The following is a 19,984-nucleotide window of genomic DNA, read 5'->3' as shown; positions in this document are numbered from 1 at the left end:
AATATATATCTAAGTAATGCAACTATTACACCTCGGCCAAATGCAATAATCGCCCCTCAACCGACTGCATTCCCTGCCACTCATTTATGGTTGGCTGAAACCAGACAGACACTTTGTCGCCCACTTCACGGAAAAATTCTTCTGGCGCATTAAAAGCCAGCATCTGCAGCGCAACGTCATTCTTATCACGCAAGGTCAATTTCACGTGTTGCCCATCCGCACCCATTCTCCTCACGCTCAAAACCGTCGCTTCAGTTATTTTCAATATAGGCTCCGCGTTACCATTGCCAAACGGCTCCATCTTCGTCAAATTATCAATCAGTTCCTCATCAATTTCCGAAAAATCGTCAATCTCAACGTCAGCTCTCGGCAACAAATATAATTCCTGATTTTTTAATTGCAGCGAATCGTAAAACTCATTCACTCGTCGTCTAAAATCGTCAACTCTCTCGGTCGCCAGCGTCACGCCCGCCGCCGCTCCGTGACCACCACCTTTAATAATGATGTCGTCAGCCGCACGAACCGCGTCAGCCGCGGAAAAATCACCAAAACTTCGCGCCGAACCCGTAGCCTCATCGCCACGCTCGCCAATTATAAAAACCGGCTTCTTATATTTTTCAACCAACTTTGACGCCACAATGCCAATGACTCCGTGATTCCAATTTCCGCTATTCACCACCAAAACTCGATCATCAGTCATATTATCTGCCTGCTGGCAAGCTTCGTCAAAAATCTCGTCCTGAATACTACGACGCTTAATGTTCAATTCTTCCAGCTTTTCGCTAGCTTCCAATGCCTCCAAACCATCACTCGCCGTCAGCATATCCAGAGCATATTGCGCCGTCTCCAATCTGCCCGCCGCATTCATTCGCGGACCCAAGCCAAATCCCAAATGCCTAGCATTAACCTTCTCCGGCTCAATTCCCGCCACTGACATCAACGCCTTCAAACCAGGACGCTTCTGCTTTTTCAAAACCTCCAAGCCCCAATAGACATTCGCCCTATTTTCATCCGCCAACGTAACTATGTCGCAAACCGTCCCTAGTGCCACCAGATCCAATAGCCACTTCTCGTAACCATCTGGCAACCCGTCCAGTTCGGTTTGTAGAGCTTGTACCAACTTGAACGCCACACCCGCACCACACAAATCGCGAAACGGATATTTATGACCAGGAAACTTCGGATTGACCGCGGCAACACTCGGCGGTGGAGTCTCAGCAACATTATGGTGATCAGTCACCACCGTATCAATCCCCAAACTCGATGCATATTCAATTTCCGCATGACATAAACTTCCCGTATCAACCGTGACAATCAAATCCGCGCCCATATTCCGCACCTTATCAACGGCGCCCATCGTCATTCCGTAACCCTCAACAAACCGATTCGGAATAAACGCGCCAACTTCCTTAAAGCCAAACTTACCAAACGCATCCAGCAAAATTGCCGTCGCGCTCAGCCCGTCAATATCGTAATCACCATAAATAACAATTTTCTCACACTCAGCGTGCGCCTTTTTCAAGCGGTCCACCGCTTTTTTCATATCTGGCAATAAAAACGGATCATGCTTTACTGACGCGTAATTCGGATTTAAAAATTCTTCACACGCCGCACGCGTAGTCAAGCCTCGAGCCGCTAAAATTTTCTCAAATAATGTCATTAGTCTTTATCAGCCATGCCACGCTTTGATCGCGCTGAATATTGCTGAGATTTAATCACCATACTTTGTAATTCCTTAAAAATTGGGAATTGTTTATTAGTGAAATACGTACGTGAGTTACCTTGCTTTTCACTCTGCAAAAATCCAACCTTTTCTAGTCGCTTCAATTCTCGTTGAATATTTCCAGGATCTTCCTTAATTAGCTTTGCCAATCCGCGAACATGTGTGTGAAAATCAGGATACTTAGCGTATACTACTACAATTTTTCGCCGCACCCTAGATGTAATAAAAACGTCTAACATAACCTCCCTAACGCATCTTTCTTATTTAAAGTTTATCACAATTTTACAACACCCGACAAGTTTTTTACTTCCAATTCAAAATAACCTGGTTAATTTTCGCTATCGTTTCCTCTTTGGACGGCAACGTATTGTCCTCGTAATAATGATTTAATCCCATAAAATTCTCCTTCACGTCCAAGATATGCATTTCGTCAACCGTCATGTGCAATTTATCCACTGCCGCCACACCACAAAACGGCACCGCAATCACCAATTTCTCAATCCGAACCGACTTCAGAAAACTCAAAGCCACGTCCAAAACCGACAAATCATCGCCAAAACCATCACTCGCTAAAATCACCACCCGATCCTTCAGCATATCCTTATCGATGATTCCACCATCACCCAAAAGCCTATTCATTTTCTGATGAGTCTCGCGCTTTTTCTCTTCCAGATAACCGTGAAATTCACTAGTATATTCATTAATTTCACCGTCAGAAAATTGACTATTATACGTAAATTGCCCAGACTGCGACATCGCCCCGATGCTTAAACTTTCCCCAGGAATCTCAATCCCTTCGCTAAGCAGCATCATGAGGACACAGTGAAGCTTCACTGCAATTTGCTCGCCGATCAGCACGCCACCTTCGCCAATTGCAACCACTGCACAGTTTTCATAGCGATACTTTTCCAGTACTTGATCAGCCAGAATTGCCCCAGCCTGCGAACGACTCTCAAAATACATATGCTTATTTTAGCATTTTTTTCGCGATATAATATAAACATGCATTACTATTTGGTTTCGCCAACAAGAATCGTCCGCGCCGACGCAAGTTCGTTTACGTATTCTTCAGAGGAAAGACTACCAGCTGGAACGATTATCGCTATAGAAATCGGCAAAATTAACGCTATTGGTGTAGTTCTACAAGAAGTTCGCCAGCCTGATTTTGAAGTCAAGCCAATTAGTAAAATCGTCGAAGAATATCCCTTGCCAATCGAACTCGTTCAAACCGCCATATGGATGAGTAAATATTACGCTACACACCAAGCGACCGTCTGGCGAGCAATTTTACCCAGCGGATTATCCAAAAAACGTCGCTCAATTAACCAATCCACCTCAGTTAATCCAGCAGAAAATCGAACAAAAAATGTATTCACCGATGAGCAAAAAGCAGCCCTCCAGACCATCGAAAATCTCCATTCCGGAACGATGCTTTTACACGGCGTAACTGGCTCAGGAAAAACTCTAGTGTACATAGAAGCCGTCAAACAAGCCCTAGAAGAAGAGCAATCGTCAATAATTTTAGTCCCCGAAATCGCCCTAACTTCGCAACTGGTTGCTGAATTTTCCGCTCATCTGCCAAATGTCATAGTTACCCATTCCAAACAAACCGAAGCTCAACGATATGCAATATGGAAAAGAGTCGTCAGCTCAAACGATCCGGTAGTAATCATCGGTCCGCGATCTGCTCTTTTCATGCCCGTGCAACAGCTCGGACTTGTGGTGATTGATGAGTGTCACGAACCGAGCTTCAAACAGGAACAGTCCCCTCGATATTCAGCCCTCCGCGTCGCCTCAGTTCTTACGAATCAACATCGCGGCAAGCTAATTCTAGGTAGCGCCACCCCAGCAGTCGCCGACTATTACATTGCCAAAAAATCAAACACGCCAATCATTACAATGACAAAACCAGCAAGACCAGACACCGTTCGCCCCAACGTGACGCTGGTTGACATGACAAAGCGCAACAATTTTACTCAACATCAATTCCTCTCCGACCCACTCTTGAAATCTATAAACACAGCATTATCAAAAAATGAGCAAGTTCTTATTTTTCACAATCGACGCGGCACAGCATCAATCACATTATGCGATAACTGCGGCTGGCAGGCTGGCTGCCCACGCTGTTTTATTCCACTCACTCTGCATGCGGATAGTCATAAATTGTCATGTCACATTTGCGGTTTTTCGACCAAAGTTCCTACTAGTTGCCCTGAATGTAAAAACGCCGACATCATCCACAAAGGTATCGGAACTAAGCGAATTGAAGACGAATTACAGAGGTTATTCCCGAACAAAAAAATTGCTCGATTTGATAAAGACACCGATTTGAAGGCTACCGTAGATGAGCGTTATGATGAACTGAAAAATGGTGAAATAGATATAATTATCGGTACACAAGTTATTGCCAAAGGGCTAGATTTGCCACATTTAACAGTCGTCGGAGTTATTCAAGCCGACACCGGGCTTTCCCTCCCTGACTATTCATCTCCCGAACGAACATTTCAATTGCTCGCCCAAGTCGTCGGTCGCGTCGGCAGGTCAAGCACACCAACAGAAGTTGTTGTCCAATCATATCAACCAAATCACCCATCCATCACAAACGGACTCTCTCAAAACTATACAGATTTTTATCAAAGAACCATATCTCAACGACAAAAAACCAACTTTCCACCCTTTACTTACTTATTAAAATTAACTTGTGTTTATAAAACCGAAGCCGCCGCCATAAAGAACGCTAAAAAATTGTCTGAGCTATTAAAATCCAATTTTGATAACATTGAAGTTTTTGGACCAACGCCCGCTTTTTATGAGCGCGTCCGCGATACATATCGATGGCAAATCGTAGTAAAAAGTCCCAAACGACAAGAGCTTCTTGACGTATTGAATTTCCTGCCGTCATCACACTGGCAGTACGAGCTTGACCCTGTAAGTCTACTGTAATTTCTGGTATAATTATAGCAATGACAAAAGACGATATTATCACATTACCAAACCCACATCTTCGCCAAAAATCATCGAAAATCCACGTTGTTACTAATGATGTTGTAAAACTGGCAGACGAAATGACCGCAGCCGCGCTGGACTGGGAAGATTCCAGACCTCACGAAATTAGCGCTGCCCTCGCTGCCGTGCAAGTCGACAAATTAGAGCGTGTCGTGATTGTTCGAGCTGATTTTGAAAGAAAATCAACTCGCGATTTCATCACTCTTATCAATCCAGAAATCGTGAAATATGAAGGCGAAATTGTTGAAGACTTTGAGGGATGCTTAAGCGTTAAAAGCATTTACGGAAAAGTTCCCCGCTATAGTAAAATTCGCGTAAAAGCCATGAATTTAGATGGTGAGGAAGTACGAATTAAAGCCGAAGGATTTTTGGCGCGCGTATTACAGCATGAGATAGACCACTGTAATGGATTAGTTTTTATAGACCATATTAAGGATAAAAAAGACGCTTTTTATACGCTCGATAAGAAAGGCGAGTTGCAACCGCTAGATTATGACAAAGACATCGCCGAAAATAGTATTCTTTGGGACTGAAAATTACAGTCTAATTACTTTAGAAGCTCTCGTTGAAGAGGGATTTAACGTTGTTTGCGTCATCACCAAACCCGACACCAAGCGCGGTCGCGGACACAAGCTTACCGAACCTCCAGTAAAAACATTCGCCAAGTCTCACAATATTCCAGTTTTGCAGCCAAGCAAAGTCAGTGAAATTACCGACTACATAAAACAACTTCAGCCAGTAACGGGCGTTTTGGTTGCGTACGGAAAAATCATTCCCCAGTCAATTATCGACTTGTTTACACCGGGAATTATCAACGTCCACCCTTCTCTACTACCAAAATATCGAGGACCTTCACCTATTGAATCAGCTATAGCCAATAGAGATACCGAAACTGGCGTATCGATAATGCAACTTGATAGTAAAATGGATGCCGGTCCTATATACACCCAAACTCGACAATCCCTCACTGGAAAAGAAACAAAGTTCGAGCTGTACGACAAATTATTTCACGAGGGCACTTCTCTGCTAATAAAAAACCTGCCAAACATCATCAATGGGAGTCTTCAACCAACACCACAGGACGATTCTCAGGCTTCGTACTGCCAATTATTAAACAAGGACGATTCGTGGCTCGATACGGAACGTATGACCGCCGCCGAGGCCGAAGCCCACGTTCGCGCACACCTCGGGTTTCCACGTAGTAGAATGACAATTGACGATCGAGATATCATCATCACGAAATCTCATTGCGACAAAACTCCGAATTCTCATCTTGATAAAAAATTTGCCGACGGCAACTATTTAATTATCGACGAGCTCATCGCACCCAGCGGAAAAACAATGACCGCTGAAGATTACCTAAGAGGCTACAAATAAAAATAACCCCGCATAAGGGGTTATTTTATCGTCCGCATAAAATTACGCTTGGACTGAACCTAAAATAGCATCTTTATTCGCTATAATTTCCTTCTTCAAGTCGGCCATAACCGCAGCCACAACGTCACGATAATCTGGTCGGTTAACCTCTAGCCACTTAGTAGCTGCAAATTCATCCTTCAGACGCGGATCGTCAACTGGCAAACCTGAAGCTTGTGACATTTTCTGCAACATTGGTTCCTGCTGATAATTAGGCGCATGTTTCATCAGAAAATCATCCACAGCACCAGGAGTTTTATCGATAATTCCCGCAAACTCCTCCAGCTGAGCATCACTCATCCCTTGGCTCAATCGTTCGCCAACTCGAAGCTCCAATTCACTATAAATATGCTGCAGCAACGATTTTTGCTGATCTTCTGGCAGCTGATCCAGCCCCAATTCTTTAAGAAATTCTTCATTCAGTTGGAACATAGTCCTCCTTTTCTTTCGTCTATATGATTAAGTTAAATTATACCAGCAACTGTTTAATATTACTATCCGCGAATCATATTCAGCGCGTCATTGTATAATTTTTGTAGCTCAATCATAGTCTCATTCATCGAGGTTTGAACAATTTCCGTCAAATTAACACCATTATTTACACACCAATTCAATACCGCAGAAACATCGTCGCCATCCAGTAATTTCATAAACTCATCCAGCTTCGCTTCGCCAACAGCCAGTAAAATCTTCCTTATGATCTTATCCTGGACGCTGTTAGTTACATCTTTCCTCATCTGTTCTTTTTTATCCGCAGGCAATGATCCAAAACCAGCCTGTGCTAAGAATTCGTCAGTAATTTCAAACATTTTTTTATCTCCTTATTTATTTTTATATTTTATCTATTAAACGTATCTACTCAATACATCCAACACGTGCTCAGTAGCACTAGATCCGTCGACTTCCAGATACTCTATTCCGCCAGTATTATACCATTCCACGGTGTGACCGTCAGCCATGGCTTTATCAGCCAGATTATGAAGTTGATCCATTGCGTTTGCGTCACCAAACTTCTCAGCAGCCCAGTTCCAAGGATAGTCGTAAGAACTAAAATTTGGTGTATCTGGATTAACACTATTTCCGATTGTTTTGGCAGCAGGGTTATCTATAAGAGGTTTGTTGCCAGACTGTGGTATTTGATCATCACCAGATTGTGGAGTTGTATCAGCACTACCCTCAGGTCCAGTAGCGTGTGCAGAGTTAGCCCACCAGTCATTAATGAAACTACCAACAACACCACCCAATACAAAACCAACAGCATACTTACCTGATGACGACAGTACTTTCTTACGCAGGGCATCCCGCCTCTCTGTACTCACACCCTTAAGATTGTCAACTGATACATTGACTGCACGCTTCATAACATCGTCAATTTTCATGTTGGCCACAGCTTTTTCAAATGAAGGATCTATAGTTCCAAGACTGGCATCAGCGTCTATGCGATCTTCGCCACGATGCTCTTCCAGAACAGCTTGCTTTGTTGCTCCAGCAACTCCCAATTTCGTTACAACACCGACAGCCGTCGTAATAGGCCATCCAGCAATTCCAGCAAAGGTTCCTGTAGCAGTACCTACCACAAGACCAGTGCCACCCAACTTCAGCCACTGAGCAATCTTACCACCCTTATTAAACCATTTACCAACTTTAGCGGCAGCTTTCTTAAATTTACCACGATCATCGAGCATGCTGTCATACTTATCTGTCGTCATTCTTGAGGTTTCTTGCATACTTGCAAACGCTGCTTGAGCCATTTCCGCTGCTAATTCAGTCTGCTTTTCTGGATCCTGTTTTGCTGCTTCGATTTTATCAGCAAACTTAAGACGCATGTATTCCAATTCTCTCTCTTTCAATTCTTTTGCAGCAGCTTCCAACGCTTCTTGTCGTTTCTTTTTCCCAAAGAAGTGTGATTCAGCAGCGATACTAGCCTTAGCAAACCTCTCCCTAGCGATTTTAAGGTTAGCAGCAGCTTCATGTTCTTCTGGGCTCATCTCGGTTTTTTCAGCATCATCATACTCATCACCAAGATATTTATATCGCATAGCCTGTTCGTACGGTGTTAAGCCTTCTGGATTATCATCCTTCTTTGGTTTATCCACGTTAGGGATCGTCGTGCTAAACATATCTTTGTCTATTACGTTTTCACCTTTAACCCTAGTATATACATCGGGATTTACGGGGCTTGAGTATTTAGCAGCCGCAGCCTCGCCCTTCCGCTTATCTATAAGTATATCAAGAGGTGTAGGCTTGGGCGGTTCGATTTCAGCAGGATATTGACGACCGTCTGGTTTAGTGACAGATTTAGGGAGAGAAGGTTTAGGATATTCAGGATATTGACGACCGTCTGGTGTAGTAACAGATTCAGGGAGAGAAGGTTTAGGCGGCTCAGAAACAGGAATGTTCTTTTCCGCAGAGCTTCCCGAAGCGTCTTCAGTACTGTCGCTAGCCTGTTCTTCTGAGGTACTAGGCTTTACTGAGTTTAAGTATTTAGCAGCCGCGCCCCCAACAAAACCCCGCCACTCATCTCCATGTATATCACTAGGCTTGGGCAGCTCGATTAGAGCAGCGGGTGTATTGCCTGATTCTACAGGAGATCGATTACCGTCTGATTTAGTGACAGGTTCAGGGAGAGAAGATTTAGGATAAAAAGGATATTGACGACCGTCTGGTGTAGTAACAGATTTAGGGAGAGAAGGTTTAGGATATTCAGGAGTGGTAATAACCTTCACTCCAAGACCTTCCAGAGATTTCAATTGTTCCTCAGACACAGTATTAGCAATTGGGCTAGTGTCGCCCGATTTTACGGGAACCTCAGGAGCGATTGTGCCGGATATATCTTTAGCCTGCTCGTCAGAACCTCTGCCGGTCACTACTCTCCAAGTATATAATGCAACTTCTCCTAATTTTCGTGCAGCTTTTGTAAACAGATTATCTTTTTCAGGAGACGGTTCTCCATTAGGATTAGGCTGAACTTCAGATGTTTTGCTCATTTTGTGGTGGTTTCCTTTCGCCTTCTGCACGCAGAATGGCAATAAACTTATGTATATCTAAGATACTATCATAAATACACAAAAAAGTCAATACTTAGAGCAGTCTACCCCAGTGTCTTCTTCACTAATTCCCTCGTAAAGAACTCCAGCTTGTCGCCAATTTCTAAGGTAATCTTTTTCTTTGTCCTGAGGCTCAATCCACACATTTCACCTTCAAAGACTTCTTTTGCCTCTTGTTGCTGACGTTGTACAGAAGAAACCTCAACCTCGGCAATTTGCTCTCCGCCACGTTTTACGCGCGCCAGCAAGTCCTTAGCGACTTTACCGTGCTTCACTTCGCCACCAGCAATCACTTCTTCGCGCATCGTCCTAAATACGCCCTTAATTTCCAACTCACCAATTTCAGTTTCAACGATTTCTGGCGCTAGCAAAGCCTCCATTGAAGCCTTAGCGTCATCCAACAATTCATAAATCACCTTAAAAATTCGCACTTCCACGTGTTCACGCGCCGCTAATCGCTTAACTGCTGGCGGCAAATCGACATTAAAGCCATAAATCACCGTATTTTCACCAACCGCCAAATGAATATCGTTCTCAGAAATATTACCAACGCCAGTTCCAACAACATGAAGCTCAACTTCGCCATTCGTATCAATCAGCTTCAAACTATCAACCACAGACGTTACCGAACCCTGAACATCAGCCTTAACGATTACGTTAAATTCTTCCGCGTCAAGCTTTCGATTCATCATCTTAAGAATATCTGCACCAGTAACATTGGTTGTGGCTGCCATTTTCTCCTGTTCAATTTTAGCCTTTTGCGCCAAATTGCGAGCTTCTTTTTCGCTCTTCGCAATCTCAAATCCATCACCGAATTGCGGCAATTCCTTAAATCCAGTCATATTCACTGGCATACTTGGACCGGCATCTTTAACGGCTTTACCGCGAAAATCTTGAAGCGTTCGGACTCGCCCGTAAGCCGTCCCAGCAACCAGATAATGACCAGGTCTCAAATGACCATTCTCCACCAACAAGCCAACTACGGCGCCACGACCAGTTTCCATGTGCGCCTCAATCACTAGACCTTCGGCCGGAACATCTTCATCTGCGCGCAAATCTTCCATATCCGCCACCAATAAAACCATATCCAAAAGCTTATCTAAGTTTTGACCAGTTTTCGCGCTAACCTCAACCATCACAGTATCGCCACCCCATTCTTCAGGATTCAAACCATGCTCAGATGCCAATTGAGTTTTTACCAGTTGCGGATTAGCCGCCTCTTTGTCAATCTTATTAATTGCCACCACAATTTTAGCGTTAGCTGACCTGGCAAATCGAATAGCTTCAACAGTCTGAGGTTTAACTCCATCATCCGCCGCCACCACGATAATCACTACATCGGTCAGTGTAGCTCCATGCTGCCTTAGCGCCGCAAAAGCCTCGTGACCTGGAGTGTCCAATAAAGTGATAGTTCGTCCGTTGCGCTGAGCTTGATAAGCGCTAATATGCTGAGTAATTCCTCCGGCTTCACTAGCCGCTGTTTTCTTATCAAGAATCGCATCTAGTAAACTCGTTTTACCGTGGTCAACATGCCCCATCACAGCTACAATCGGTGGACGAGGAACTGCCTTATCTGACAATTTGTGCGCATGATGATGAATTTCTGCTGAAACCGTCTTCCGTTTCAGCTGCACATCCAGCCCCAATTCTTCAACAATAATCTGCGCAGTCTCAAAATCTAGTCGCTGATTAATTGTCGCAGCGATTCCGTTCTTAAACAATTCACCAATCAGCGTAGTTACTGACAATCCCAGAGTTTCGGCCAACTCGCCAACCGTTACCGAATCCGCAATATTGACGATTTTTTCTGCCATAATAAGCTCCTCTCACCTCTGGGCGTAACTACGCTTCAGGGGATTTGTATTATTTTTTCTTTGATGATTTGCCGAGTGAAAGAGAAATCTTACGATTTTCCTTATCGATATCCAAAACTGTAAATTCTTTACGCTCGTTCAACGTAAATACCTTTTCAGGATCAGTACCGTCACCGCCAAGCTCTGACACGTGAACCAAAGCTTCAACCGCTGGACTCAACTGTACGAATGCACCAAATGGAGTAATTCGAGTTACAGTTCCCTCAACTTTCTCACCAGGCTTAAATTGCTCAACTTCATCCAACCATGGATCTTTGGTCAATTGCTTCATACTCAAGCTCAAGCGCTCTTTGTCGATTGCAATAATCTTAGCTTCGATAGTTTGGCCAACCTTTACGTAGTCAGATGGGTTATTGACACGCTCCCAGCTAATTTCTGAGATGTGAATCAAACCTTCAATACCTTCAACGTTAACGAACACGCCAAAGTCGACAACACCCGTAACAACACCCGTAACTGTGTCGCCAATTGCCAACTTCTGGAATCGCTCTGCCAAACCTTCTTTAACCGCCTCTTTTTCAGAGAAGATCAATTTGTTAGCTTTCCGGTCAGCATCCAAGATTCGCGCTTTAATATCCTTCTTTACCAGGCTATTTAATCGTTGCAAAATTTCGTCCTTGTCGCTAGAACCTACGCGAGGATAGTGTTCAGCTGACAATTGCGATACTGGCAAGAATCCGCGAATACCTTCGTATTCAACTAGTAGTCCACCGCGGTTAGCGTCGTATGGTACAACGGTGATGATTTCACCAGATTCCAATTTAGCCATAACTTCATCCCAACCACGATCTTTCGCAGCCTTGCGCAATGAAAGTAGCGAATAACCGTCTTCCAATTCGGTATCAATTACGCTAGCAATTACTGAATCGCCAACATTGTAATTCTTTGAAAGGCTAACTTCGCGGCGTGGAACCAAGCCAACGCCCAAAGGCCCTAAATCAATTAAAATTTCGTGCTTCTTTACCGATAAAACAGTACCGTCAACTGTTTCACCGACAGTAAGTTGTTTAACATTATCGCCTGCTTGAGCCAGCAAGTCATCCATTGTAATTTTGGCATCTGCCATAAGTCTTCTAAAGACCCCTTCCTTAAAATTGATATTATTCTTCAGGGACATAATAAAAATATCCCCACAGATTATCACAATTATATCACAACAGACAGATAGAAGTCAAAGCTAGATAAGATAGCGAGATCGCTGGTAAGCTACCGTCAAAAATGCCAAAATACCAAAAGCCACTGCAGAAACAGCTACATCTTCTGGTCCAGTTTTTGGTAATCCTTTATCAGATTGCTTAGAGGGAGTAGAAGGAGCTGGCGTTGTAGATGATGGTGATTGTTGAGACTGAGAAGATTCAGGTGCAGGAGTTGTCTTTTTCGACTCTTCAGTCTTCACATCGGTTCGCGCCTCACCTCTTCCACTTGATTGATTATTCGTTTTTTGATCTGCGGACTGCTGAGATGTGCTGTTGTTTTGTGAATTCTTATTGCTATTCTCTGATGCTACCAAATCACTAGAGATCGGTGATCCATCTTGTGATAAATTATTTTGCCTAATTCCGTAAAGAACAGCCAAAGATATAGCCACTAAAATAGCGCCTACTACTACAAAAACTCCAATTGATCCAGTCTGATTTATTCGCTTCATATTATATCTCCACTCAAATTTTCTTTATTATATCATAATGACCTCTTATAAGTAAAGCTGGTGATATAATAAATATATGATTATTACGGTTGACACAGGTGGGACCAAAACATTAGTAGCCAGCTTTGACGAGGAAAAAAATCCTAAGCATATCATTAAGTTCCCCACCCCTAAAAACGTAGACCAATATATTCAACGCGTCGCCGATCAAATTCACCTGATTGCGAACAATAAGCCAATTGATGCAATTTCTGTGGCTCTGCCAGGAGTAGTCAAAGACGGCGTGGCAGTGTGGTGTCAAAATCTCGGCTGGAAAAATCAACCTATCCGTGAGCTACTTTCCCGATATTTTCCTAATATACCAATATTCATTGCAAATGACGCCAATATGGCAGGACTGGCAAGTATGCTCAGATTGCCCAAAACTCCCAGATGCGGTCTATACATCACCCTAGGAACCGGCGTTGGCACTTCCCTAATCCTGAATGGAAATCTACATAAAGAGCTTAGCGACTGCGAGGGCGGACATATGTCTTTGAATTACAATGGCAAAATTACCACTTGGGAAGAGATTGCTGCGGGTAGGGTTTTACGGAGAATTTTTGGCGAATTATCATCAGACACGCCCCTGGAAGTCTGGGAAGAGGTTGCTAATAGGATAAAAGCTGGATTGCAACCCCTCATCGCCTTTACACAACCAGATGTCGTTGTTATTGGCGGGAGCGTGGGAGTGTTCACATCCTATTTTTCAGATATTTTAAGCGGTATTCTGGCAGAAAACTTACCCGCCGCCATATCAGTACCAAAAATAATCAGCGCCCCTAACCCAGAAGAAATTGTATTATACGGATGCTACGACAATGCCATCAGTCAGCTTGTCTCAAATTGAACACGATTTTCCAGAACTGCAATTCAAGGAGGGTGAAGTATTTTCCTGGAACCCTAATTTGCAAACAGTCTATTACGAAAAATTAGATTCGCAAGAAGACTTAGTGCAACTTTTACACGAAATCGCCCACGCTAAACTTGGTCATAAAAATTATCAATATGATATCCAGCTTATCGAAATGGAAAGATCCGCCTGGGAGTACGCCGTTGATACTTTGGCTCCAAAATACGGCTTAACTCTCAGTATGGACGACGATAATATTCAAGATTCTTTGGATAGCTACAGAGACTGGCTACATAAACGTAGCCTTTGCCCTCAGTGTGGCGCAGTTGGATTACAGGCCACTTCCTCATCTTACAAGTGTATTAATTGCCACTCAGAATGGCGCGTAAATCAGGCGAAATCCTGCCAACTTAAAAGATATCAAATAAAATAAGCCTCTCATACGGAGGCTAATTTTAAGAGATTGGAGCGGTCTTATTCTGCAATTTTTTGTACTGTCTTCTTAGTACGGCGTGAAATGCGTCCGCCCTTAGCACCAGCGATACGAGCCAAAGCTGGATTTGCAGCAAAGCCACCAGTTCGACCATTTTTACCGCCCTTACGTCCGATTTTCGCGTAAAAATCTGGATCGCGAGCTAGATTTTTTTGAGCAGCCTTTAAGCCGCCAGCCTTTGTTCCTGCCATAGGAAGGTTTTCCTCCATTTTTAAAAAAGATTTCCACATAAATTTAAATGGAAACCCTCACCTTTATATATCACACATGATATGTGTTATGTTTATATGCTAGCATATAACTAACGCTTTGTCAATATTTACATAAGTAGTTTTTTATTGTGAATAAAATATTGCATTTTACTGACGCGTTAGCTATACTAATAAAGTCAGTTACTGACGGCACCTGTTGGAGCTTTAGAAATTATGAGTTCCACCACAAAAAATTCTCGTTTTCTGCGAGATTCGAGAAGAAAAATATCCCATCACATAGAGGGATATTTTTTATTGCAGATTTATTCTAAAACTCTCTTAATAGATTGTCTATTCTAAGCTGAGATTCTTGCGTTAACTCATTCTGCAAACCAATCCAAGCGTTAATAGCCACAGTAAATTTATCCCTGGCTATAGTAAACTGGTCGCTATCTTTCTTTTCGCTAGCCGACTTCAAATCACGTACAGCCAATAAAATAGCATCTATTCTCTTCACCACTAACTTACGTAAGTCGACATCGTCTTCTCTGGATTCCAACCTCTTCTTTGCACTAGTCCATATTTTCTCCATAGCAATAAAGTCATTTTGCCTGGTCTTCGATAACTCATCTGACACCGTACGTATTTCGCCGCTCAATTCCTTATCAAACTCCATAAAGCTAACAATCTTCTCCATACTCTGTATAGTTCGGTTCATCTTCTCTACTGATTTATTGCATTCTTCTGAATACTTTTTAAATCTAGCATTGACGTTCTTCTGCCAAGATATAAAAAATACCACATCACAGCTTTGGCGTTTATTTTTTAAATCACCCAAATATTCGTTCAATTTTTCAGTAGATAATTTGTCTTTTTGCAAATTAATAAACAGCGAGCTCTCCACTTCATTAGTATTTTTTGTTACGCTTTGAACGTTTCCCCAAGATTTCCAACTCATGAATCCATACGCCAATATCATTATCAGCGTTATAAAACTCATGACAATAGCCAATTTAAGCGTGCGATAATTTTTTATCAATTTCATAGTTCTATCCCCAGCGTAGTTGACCATAATTCACTATCAAGCGGCCAAGGATTAAAAGCACACCCCTGTAAATCAATTGATTGCTGCTGCATAACCGCCGCTGGATTATTAACCCCAGAACAATTCAAATGCCCATGCCCCAACCAGTGCCCAACTTCATGATTGATTACCATATGTCGATAATTACGAATATCACCACCTGCTTTATTCCACGCTGTAGTTGCGCCAGACCATCGATTATCATTGATAATGACAGAAGACCCGACTCGACAGCTCCAATCCGCGTCACAGCCTGATGAGAACGAGGACATTAATTCAGCTTGCGACAGAACTAAATTGAAACTTCCACCCTCTTTCACCTCTTTAAAAACAATTCCCATACGCGCCCAACCTCGATTATCATTTAAGGTTTCGTTTACCTGTTTCGAGAACTCAGCTAGATTTGATCGGACATTGCCCTTTGTTGATATTGTATATGTGACTTCTTTTTTTGCTCCAGAATTTGATTTTTTTGACGATTGAGACGTGGAGTGCCAATCTGGAATCTGAATGTCTGGCGCTTTAAAGTTTGATAAAGAAGAGGGAGATTTTATTTCAGAGAAAATTTTAGCACTAATCACCTTCTTCGCATCACTCTTATTCTCATTGGGTGCTGTTATGTTAATCGTTGGCGTTAAAGCAACAGCAATCGCCATACCGCCAGTAGCCACCCTGCACACTATACACATACTTATATTCTATCACCCACCAAAACATACCACAAACGTTTTAAGACAAAGAAGAAAGCCACCCTATTAGGATGGCTTTCTTATAATTCGGCACCGTGCTAGTTTCCCACTTTCGCAGTATAATCGCCGCTGGGGAGCTTAACTTCTGTGTTCGGAATGAGAACAGGTGTTTCCTCCTCGCTATGGGCACCGAAGGAGGGGGTTACGACGCTTGGTTCCGTATATACTCCACGGTGGGCCAAACCCCTTTCTTCGATGTCCAACATCAGCACGGAATTGATTTTTAATTGACTGGTACTTTTGAAAAGCACCAATTACTAGTTAAGTCTACCTTATCCGCAATGTTTATGCAAGCATAAACTCCACGGACAAGGACATAAAAAGGCAATGGGACTATTAGTACGCTTTAGCTCCATACATTACTGTACTTCCACCTTGCGCCTATCAAACAGATAGTCTTTCTGTGTCCTCATAGGGAAACCTTATCTTGAGGTTAGTTTCGCGCTTAATATGCTTTCAGCGCTTATCTAGTCCGCACATAGCTACTCGACAATGCAGCAGGTGGCCACAATCGATACACCAGAGGTGCGTCCGCCCCGGTCCTCTCGTACTAGGGGTAGATCCTCTCAAGTTTCCTATCGTCCATACCGGATATAAACCGAACTGTCTCACGACGTTCTGAACCCAGCTCGCGTACCACTTTAATCGGCGAACAGCCGAACCCTTGGAAGGTGCTCCCCCTCCAGGATGTGATGAGCCGACATCGAGGTGCCAAACAGCGCCGTCTATGTGAACTATTGGGCGCTATAAGCCTGTTATCCCCAGGGTAACTTTTATCCGTTTGCGCTGTCGATCCCACATTCATGTACAAATGTACGTACAGCGGATCACTTGCTCCGACTTTCGTCTCTGATTGGAATGTACTCCTCACAGTCAAGCTGGCTTATGCGCATACACTATCACTTCGATTTCCATCCGAAGTTAGCCAACCTTTGAACGCCTCCGCTACTCTTTAGGAGGCAACCGCCCCAGTTAAACTACCCACCATACACGGTCCGCTAACCGGATAACGGTCAGCGTGAGAACACAATCACAACAAGGGTGGTATTTCACTTGGTGACTCCACAAATACTGGCGTATCTGCTTCAAAGTCTCCCACCTATGCTACACATGTTGAAACCATATTCAATGTAAAGCTGTAGTAAAGCTCCATGGGGTCTTTTCGTCCTGGTACGGACAGACGGCATCTTTACCGCCAATGCACTTTCACCGAGTCCTTCGCTGAGACAGTGCCCACATGATTACTCCATTCGTGCGGGTCAGAACTTACCTGACAAGGAATTTCGCTACCTTAGGACGGTTATAGTTACCGCCGCCATTGACTAGGGCTTCAGTTCGCACCGTGAAGCGCTCCCCTTAACCTTCCAGCATTGGGCAGGAGTCAGCCCCTATACATCCACTTTCGTGTTAGCAGAGACCTGTGTTTTTGATAAACAGTTCCGTGGGCTCTTTTGCTGCGGCCCCCACATCGTTAGACGTCAGAGGTTCGCGTTCAAAAGAACAATTCGTTTGCTCTATCTCAGAAAATTCGTTTTGTGATTAAAAATGTACTCTTTAACCTAATATTCACTGAGTGAACGCGGCTGATATCCACCGAAGTGGGGGCAGACCTTATCCCGAAGTTACGGTCGCTGTATTGCCGAGTTCCTTAGCGAAGGTTCGCTCGTAAGCCTGAGTCTACTCGACTCGAGCACCTGTGTTGGTTTGCGGTACGGGCGGCTAAGTCCACGCGTACACCTGCTTTTCTAGCCAGGGCTTTCACCAAAATCGCGACTCCGAAGAATCACTTTCACTCCCTTTGCGTTCCCGCTCGGTTGGACGGATAAACCATGAATCCGCTTCGATTACTTCCCCGTGAACAGTGTACAAAACTTAACCGGTTCAGGAATATTAACCTGATGTCCATCGCCTACGCTCTGCGCCTCGGCTTAGGCCCGACTAACCCTGAGATGATTACCATGGCTCAGGAAACCTTGCTCTTACGGCCGAGAGGATTCTCACCTCTCTTATGGTTACTCATTCCAGCATTCTCACTTCCTACCGCTCCACCGAACCTTCCGATTCGACTTCACCGCTGATAGGAACGCTCCTCTACCACTACACACTAAGAACAAAATCAAAGTTTTTTAATCAATTTAAACCTTGGAATGATCTTTCCGTTCTTTTCAATATTATCTAAAAACATTTTCTTAGGTCTAGCCCATAATTCTCCGTCGCCATAAATGGCTCGATAAACTACAAGCTCTTCAAGCGTCTCAGTATGAACAGCTATACTTACAACAACATACTTATTGCCTTTATAGTGTTCGTAGACGCTACCTATGTAAATCTCATTTTCCATAAATTGATTGTAACACAACTTTAACTTTGTACTTAGCGTGTAATCCATATCTTCGGTATAACGTTTTAGCCCCGTTACATTTTCCACGCAAGATCTCTTGACTAGTGAGCTGTTACGCACTCTTTAAATGAATGGCTGCTTCTAAGCCAACATCCTAGCTGTTTAAGAAATCTCACCTTGTTTCCCACTGAACGTTAATTTAGGGACCTTAGATGATGGTCTGGGCTGTTTCCCTTTTGAGCACCGATCTTAGCACCGATGTTCTAACTGCCGTGATTACACACATGGTATTCGTAGTTTGTTAAGGGTGGGTACAGTTGCCCGCCCCAGTCCTTTACAGAGCTCTACCCCCATGTGCTACTAACACGACGCTAGCCCTAAAGCTATTTCGAGGAGAACCAGCTATCTCCGAGTTCGATTGGCATTTCACCGCTAACCACAAGTCATCCAAACACTTTGCTGCGTATCCTGGTTCGGTCCTCCACCACCTGTTACAGTGGCTTCAACCTGCTCATGGTTAGGTCACCCGGTTTCGGGTCTAATCCTTACAACTTGATCGCCCTATTCAGGCTCGCTTTCACTGTGGCTCCGTCAATTGACTTAACCTCGCTGTAAAAATTAACTCGCTGGATCGTTCTACAAAAAGCACGCCGTCACCGGACAAGCCGGCTCCGACTCCTTGTAGGCACTAAATTTCAGGATCTATTTCACTCCCCTCCCGGGGTTCTTTTCACCTTTCCATCACTGTACTAGTTCACTATCGATCGTATATTATATTTAGCCTTGGCTGGTGGTCCAGCCAGATTCAAACAGGGTTTCTCGTGCCCCGTCCTACTCGATAAAACATACATAAGGTCAGCGTCGTTTTCATATACACGGCTTTCACGTTCTTTGGCTAGTCATTCAAACTATTCTACTAACCACGCCGATTTCTTACCTTACTAACTGTTGATAGCCAGTTATCGCAAATCAGATTATTTGAATGAATCAAATTCTCTGACTTGGTCATATGTAATATCACAACCCCTTATAAGTATTCGTCTATCAACTTATTTGCCTAAATTAATAGGCAAAAACTTAAAAGGTTTGGGCTGTTGCGATTTCGCTCGCCACTACTTTCGCAATCGTTATTTACTTTCTCTTCCTCATCCTACTAAGATGTTTCAGTTCAGATGGTTCCCGCTCGCTTGCCTATGTGTTCAGCAAGTGGCAACATGACATGACTCATGCTGGGTTTCCCCATTCGGAGATCTCCGGATCAAAGCTTGTTGACAGCTTCCCGAAGCTTATCGCAGTCTTCCACGTCCTTCATCGGTAATATACGTCTAGGCATCCATTTAGCGCCCTTGAGTACCTTTTTATGCATTGACTTAACTAGTAGTTGCTACTTTGCAATTACTACTACCGTCAATTAAAAACTCAATTTCTTTTACTCTCAAATTGTTAATGATCAGTGCCTCACACATTTGAGTGCACAATTGACAGGTCAATAAATTGACAAATCTATCTACACTCAGATG

The 19,984-nt window shown here is 43.5% G+C and carries 17 protein-coding genes and 2 rRNA genes; 5 read left to right on the top strand and 14 right to left on the bottom strand.

All coding sequences use genetic code 11. The features are described 5' to 3' along the window. Window positions 1-25 precede the first annotated feature (25 nt). The 3 genes from recJ to LRM44_RS01450 form a co-directional block, all read right to left on the bottom strand. Complete coding sequence (recJ, locus tag LRM44_RS01460; RefSeq protein WP_243804323.1) at window positions 26-1,660, bottom strand: single-stranded-DNA-specific exonuclease RecJ; 1,635 nt, start codon at window positions 1,658-1,660, stop codon at window positions 26-28. Then, entirely contained in the window at window positions 1,660-1,962 is a 303-nt protein-coding gene (locus tag LRM44_RS01455) for a helix-turn-helix domain-containing protein (protein ID WP_129632285.1), read from the bottom strand. Before LRM44_RS01455 ends, recJ begins: the two co-directional genes overlap by 1 nt. 64 nt (window positions 1,963-2,026) lie before the next feature. Then, complete coding sequence (locus LRM44_RS01450) at window positions 2,027-2,686, bottom strand: phosphoribosyltransferase (protein ID WP_243804321.1); 660 nt, start codon at window positions 2,684-2,686, stop codon at window positions 2,027-2,029. Window positions 2,687-2,725: 39 nt separating this feature from the next. Between LRM44_RS01450 and priA the strand changes: the two genes are divergently transcribed. The 3 genes from priA to fmt are packed head-to-tail and all read left to right on the top strand — an operon-like array spanning window position 2,726 to window position 6,106. After that, a complete protein-coding gene (priA, locus tag LRM44_RS01445; RefSeq protein ID WP_243804319.1) occupies window positions 2,726-4,666 on the top strand; it encodes a replication restart helicase PriA in 1,941 nt (646 codons plus the stop codon). A gap of 20 nt (window positions 4,667-4,686) precedes the next feature. Then, window positions 4,687-5,262: a peptide deformylase gene (gene def, locus LRM44_RS01440; protein ID WP_243804317.1), complete on the top strand. Its 576-nt coding sequence runs from the start codon at window positions 4,687-4,689 to the stop codon at window positions 5,260-5,262. Continuing rightward, window positions 5,222-6,106, top strand: coding sequence for a methionyl-tRNA formyltransferase (gene fmt, locus LRM44_RS01435; protein ID WP_243804315.1), 885 nt, complete (start codon window positions 5,222-5,224; stop codon window positions 6,104-6,106). The genes def and fmt overlap by 41 nt, the downstream gene beginning before the upstream one ends. A 42-nt stretch (window positions 6,107-6,148) precedes the next feature. On the opposite strand, the gene LRM44_RS01430 is transcribed toward fmt, so the two are convergent. The 6 genes from LRM44_RS01430 to LRM44_RS01405 all read right to left on the bottom strand — a co-directional run bounded on the left by LRM44_RS01430 (window position 6,149) and on the right by LRM44_RS01405 (window position 12,714). After that, window positions 6,149-6,577 carry a DUF5663 domain-containing protein gene (locus tag LRM44_RS01430; RefSeq protein WP_129743837.1) on the bottom strand — a complete coding sequence of 143 codons (429 nt, stop codon included), beginning with the start codon at window positions 6,575-6,577 and terminating at the stop codon, window positions 6,149-6,151. Between the two features lie 62 nt (window positions 6,578-6,639). Then, window positions 6,640-6,954: a DUF5663 domain-containing protein gene (locus LRM44_RS01425; RefSeq protein ID WP_243804313.1), complete on the bottom strand. Its 315-nt coding sequence runs from the start codon at window positions 6,952-6,954 to the stop codon at window positions 6,640-6,642. Window positions 6,955-6,990: 36 nt separating this feature from the next. After that, the gene (locus tag LRM44_RS01420; protein ID WP_243804311.1) at window positions 6,991-9,132 is read right to left on the bottom strand and encodes a hypothetical protein; all 2,142 of its coding nucleotides are present in this window, start codon (window positions 9,130-9,132) and stop codon (window positions 6,991-6,993) included. 104 nt (window positions 9,133-9,236) lie between these two features. After that, window positions 9,237-11,006 (bottom strand): translation initiation factor IF-2, encoded by a 1,770-nt coding sequence (gene infB, locus LRM44_RS01415; protein WP_243804309.1) that lies wholly within the window; start codon window positions 11,004-11,006, stop codon window positions 9,237-9,239. 49 nt (window positions 11,007-11,055) lie between these two features. After that, the gene (locus tag LRM44_RS01410; protein WP_146422314.1) at window positions 11,056-12,132 is read right to left on the bottom strand and encodes a 30S ribosomal protein S1; all 1,077 of its coding nucleotides are present in this window, start codon (window positions 12,130-12,132) and stop codon (window positions 11,056-11,058) included. Window positions 12,133-12,243: 111 nt separating this feature from the next. Continuing rightward, window positions 12,244-12,714, bottom strand: coding sequence for a hypothetical protein (locus tag LRM44_RS01405; RefSeq protein ID WP_243804307.1), 471 nt, complete (start codon window positions 12,712-12,714; stop codon window positions 12,244-12,246). Window positions 12,715-12,790: 76 nt separating this feature from the next. Between LRM44_RS01405 and LRM44_RS01400 the strand changes: the two genes are divergently transcribed. Both LRM44_RS01400 and LRM44_RS01395 read left to right on the top strand, forming a co-directional pair. Beyond that, the gene (locus LRM44_RS01400) at window positions 12,791-13,603 is read left to right on the top strand and encodes an ROK family protein (protein WP_243804305.1); all 813 of its coding nucleotides are present in this window, start codon (window positions 12,791-12,793) and stop codon (window positions 13,601-13,603) included. Continuing rightward, window positions 13,575-14,039 carry a hypothetical protein gene (locus LRM44_RS01395; RefSeq protein WP_243804304.1) on the top strand — a complete coding sequence of 155 codons (465 nt, stop codon included), beginning with the start codon at window positions 13,575-13,577 and terminating at the stop codon, window positions 14,037-14,039. The genes LRM44_RS01400 and LRM44_RS01395 overlap by 29 nt, the downstream gene beginning before the upstream one ends. A 41-nt stretch (window positions 14,040-14,080) precedes the next feature. Here LRM44_RS01395 and LRM44_RS01390 read toward each other — a convergent pair whose 3' ends face one another. The 5 genes from LRM44_RS01390 to LRM44_RS01370 form a co-directional block, all read right to left on the bottom strand. Further along, window positions 14,081-14,290 carry a con-10 family general stress protein gene (locus LRM44_RS01390; protein ID WP_129637339.1) on the bottom strand — a complete coding sequence of 70 codons (210 nt, stop codon included), beginning with the start codon at window positions 14,288-14,290 and terminating at the stop codon, window positions 14,081-14,083. Between the two features lie 328 nt (window positions 14,291-14,618). Further along, window positions 14,619-15,335 (bottom strand): hypothetical protein, encoded by a 717-nt coding sequence (locus LRM44_RS01385; protein ID WP_243804302.1) that lies wholly within the window; start codon window positions 15,333-15,335, stop codon window positions 14,619-14,621. Further along, window positions 15,332-16,030: a DUF3152 domain-containing protein gene (locus LRM44_RS01380; protein WP_243804300.1), complete on the bottom strand. Its 699-nt coding sequence runs from the start codon at window positions 16,028-16,030 to the stop codon at window positions 15,332-15,334. The genes LRM44_RS01385 and LRM44_RS01380 overlap by 4 nt, the downstream gene beginning before the upstream one ends. Window positions 16,031-16,148: 118 nt before the next feature. After that, window positions 16,149-16,257: ribosomal RNA gene (gene rrf / locus LRM44_RS01375) — 5S ribosomal RNA — on the bottom strand. A gap of 181 nt (window positions 16,258-16,438) precedes the next feature. Then, window positions 16,439-19,825 (bottom strand): 23S ribosomal RNA (locus LRM44_RS01370). Between the last annotated feature and the right edge of the window lie 159 nt (window positions 19,826-19,984).

Source organism: Candidatus Nanosynbacter sp. HMT-352, assembly GCF_022819385.1.
In the GTDB taxonomy this organism is placed as follows: Bacteria; Patescibacteriota; Saccharimonadia; order Saccharimonadales; family Saccharimonadaceae; genus Nanosynbacter.
The sequence above is the reverse complement of the archived record's forward strand: the minus strand, read 5'-3'. Positions and strand labels throughout refer to the sequence as shown.

Excerpts from the sequence above, each read along its gene's own strand:
- LRM44_RS01400 (WP_243804305.1), top strand. The coding sequence starts at position 12,791 with ATGATTATTACGGTTGACACAGGTGGGACCAAAACATTAGTAGCCAGC.
- LRM44_RS01410 (WP_146422314.1), bottom strand. The coding sequence starts at position 12,132 with ATGGCAGATGCCAAAATTACAATGGATGACTTGCTGGCTCAAGCAGGC.
- priA (WP_243804319.1), top strand. The coding sequence starts at position 2,726 with ATGCATTACTATTTGGTTTCGCCAACAAGAATCGTCCGCGCCGACGCA.
- fmt (WP_243804315.1), top strand. The coding sequence starts at position 5,222 with ATGACAAAGACATCGCCGAAAATAGTATTCTTTGGGACTGAAAATTAC.
- LRM44_RS01390 (WP_129637339.1), bottom strand. The coding sequence starts at position 14,290 with ATGGCAGGAACAAAGGCTGGCGGCTTAAAGGCTGCTCAAAAAAATCTA.
- LRM44_RS01450 (WP_243804321.1), bottom strand. The coding sequence starts at position 2,686 with ATGTATTTTGAGAGTCGTTCGCAGGCTGGGGCAATTCTGGCTGATCAA.
- infB (WP_243804309.1), bottom strand. The coding sequence starts at position 11,006 with ATGGCAGAAAAAATCGTCAATATTGCGGATTCGGTAACGGTTGGCGAG.
- LRM44_RS01395 (WP_243804304.1), top strand. The coding sequence starts at position 13,575 with ATGCCATCAGTCAGCTTGTCTCAAATTGAACACGATTTTCCAGAACTG.
- LRM44_RS01430 (WP_129743837.1), bottom strand. The coding sequence starts at position 6,577 with ATGTTCCAACTGAATGAAGAATTTCTTAAAGAATTGGGGCTGGATCAG.
- LRM44_RS01380 (WP_243804300.1), bottom strand. The coding sequence starts at position 16,030 with ATGGCGATTGCTGTTGCTTTAACGCCAACGATTAACATAACAGCACCC.
- LRM44_RS01455 (WP_129632285.1), bottom strand. The coding sequence starts at position 1,962 with ATGTTAGACGTTTTTATTACATCTAGGGTGCGGCGAAAAATTGTAGTA.
- LRM44_RS01385 (WP_243804302.1), bottom strand. The coding sequence starts at position 15,335 with ATGAAATTGATAAAAAATTATCGCACGCTTAAATTGGCTATTGTCATG.
- def (WP_243804317.1), top strand. The coding sequence starts at position 4,687 with ATGACAAAAGACGATATTATCACATTACCAAACCCACATCTTCGCCAA.
- LRM44_RS01405 (WP_243804307.1), bottom strand. The coding sequence starts at position 12,714 with ATGAAGCGAATAAATCAGACTGGATCAATTGGAGTTTTTGTAGTAGTA.
- LRM44_RS01420 (WP_243804311.1), bottom strand. The coding sequence starts at position 9,132 with ATGAGCAAAACATCTGAAGTTCAGCCTAATCCTAATGGAGAACCGTCT.
- LRM44_RS01425 (WP_243804313.1), bottom strand. The coding sequence starts at position 6,954 with ATGTTTGAAATTACTGACGAATTCTTAGCACAGGCTGGTTTTGGATCA.
- recJ (WP_243804323.1), bottom strand. The coding sequence starts at position 1,660 with ATGACATTATTTGAGAAAATTTTAGCGGCTCGAGGCTTGACTACGCGT.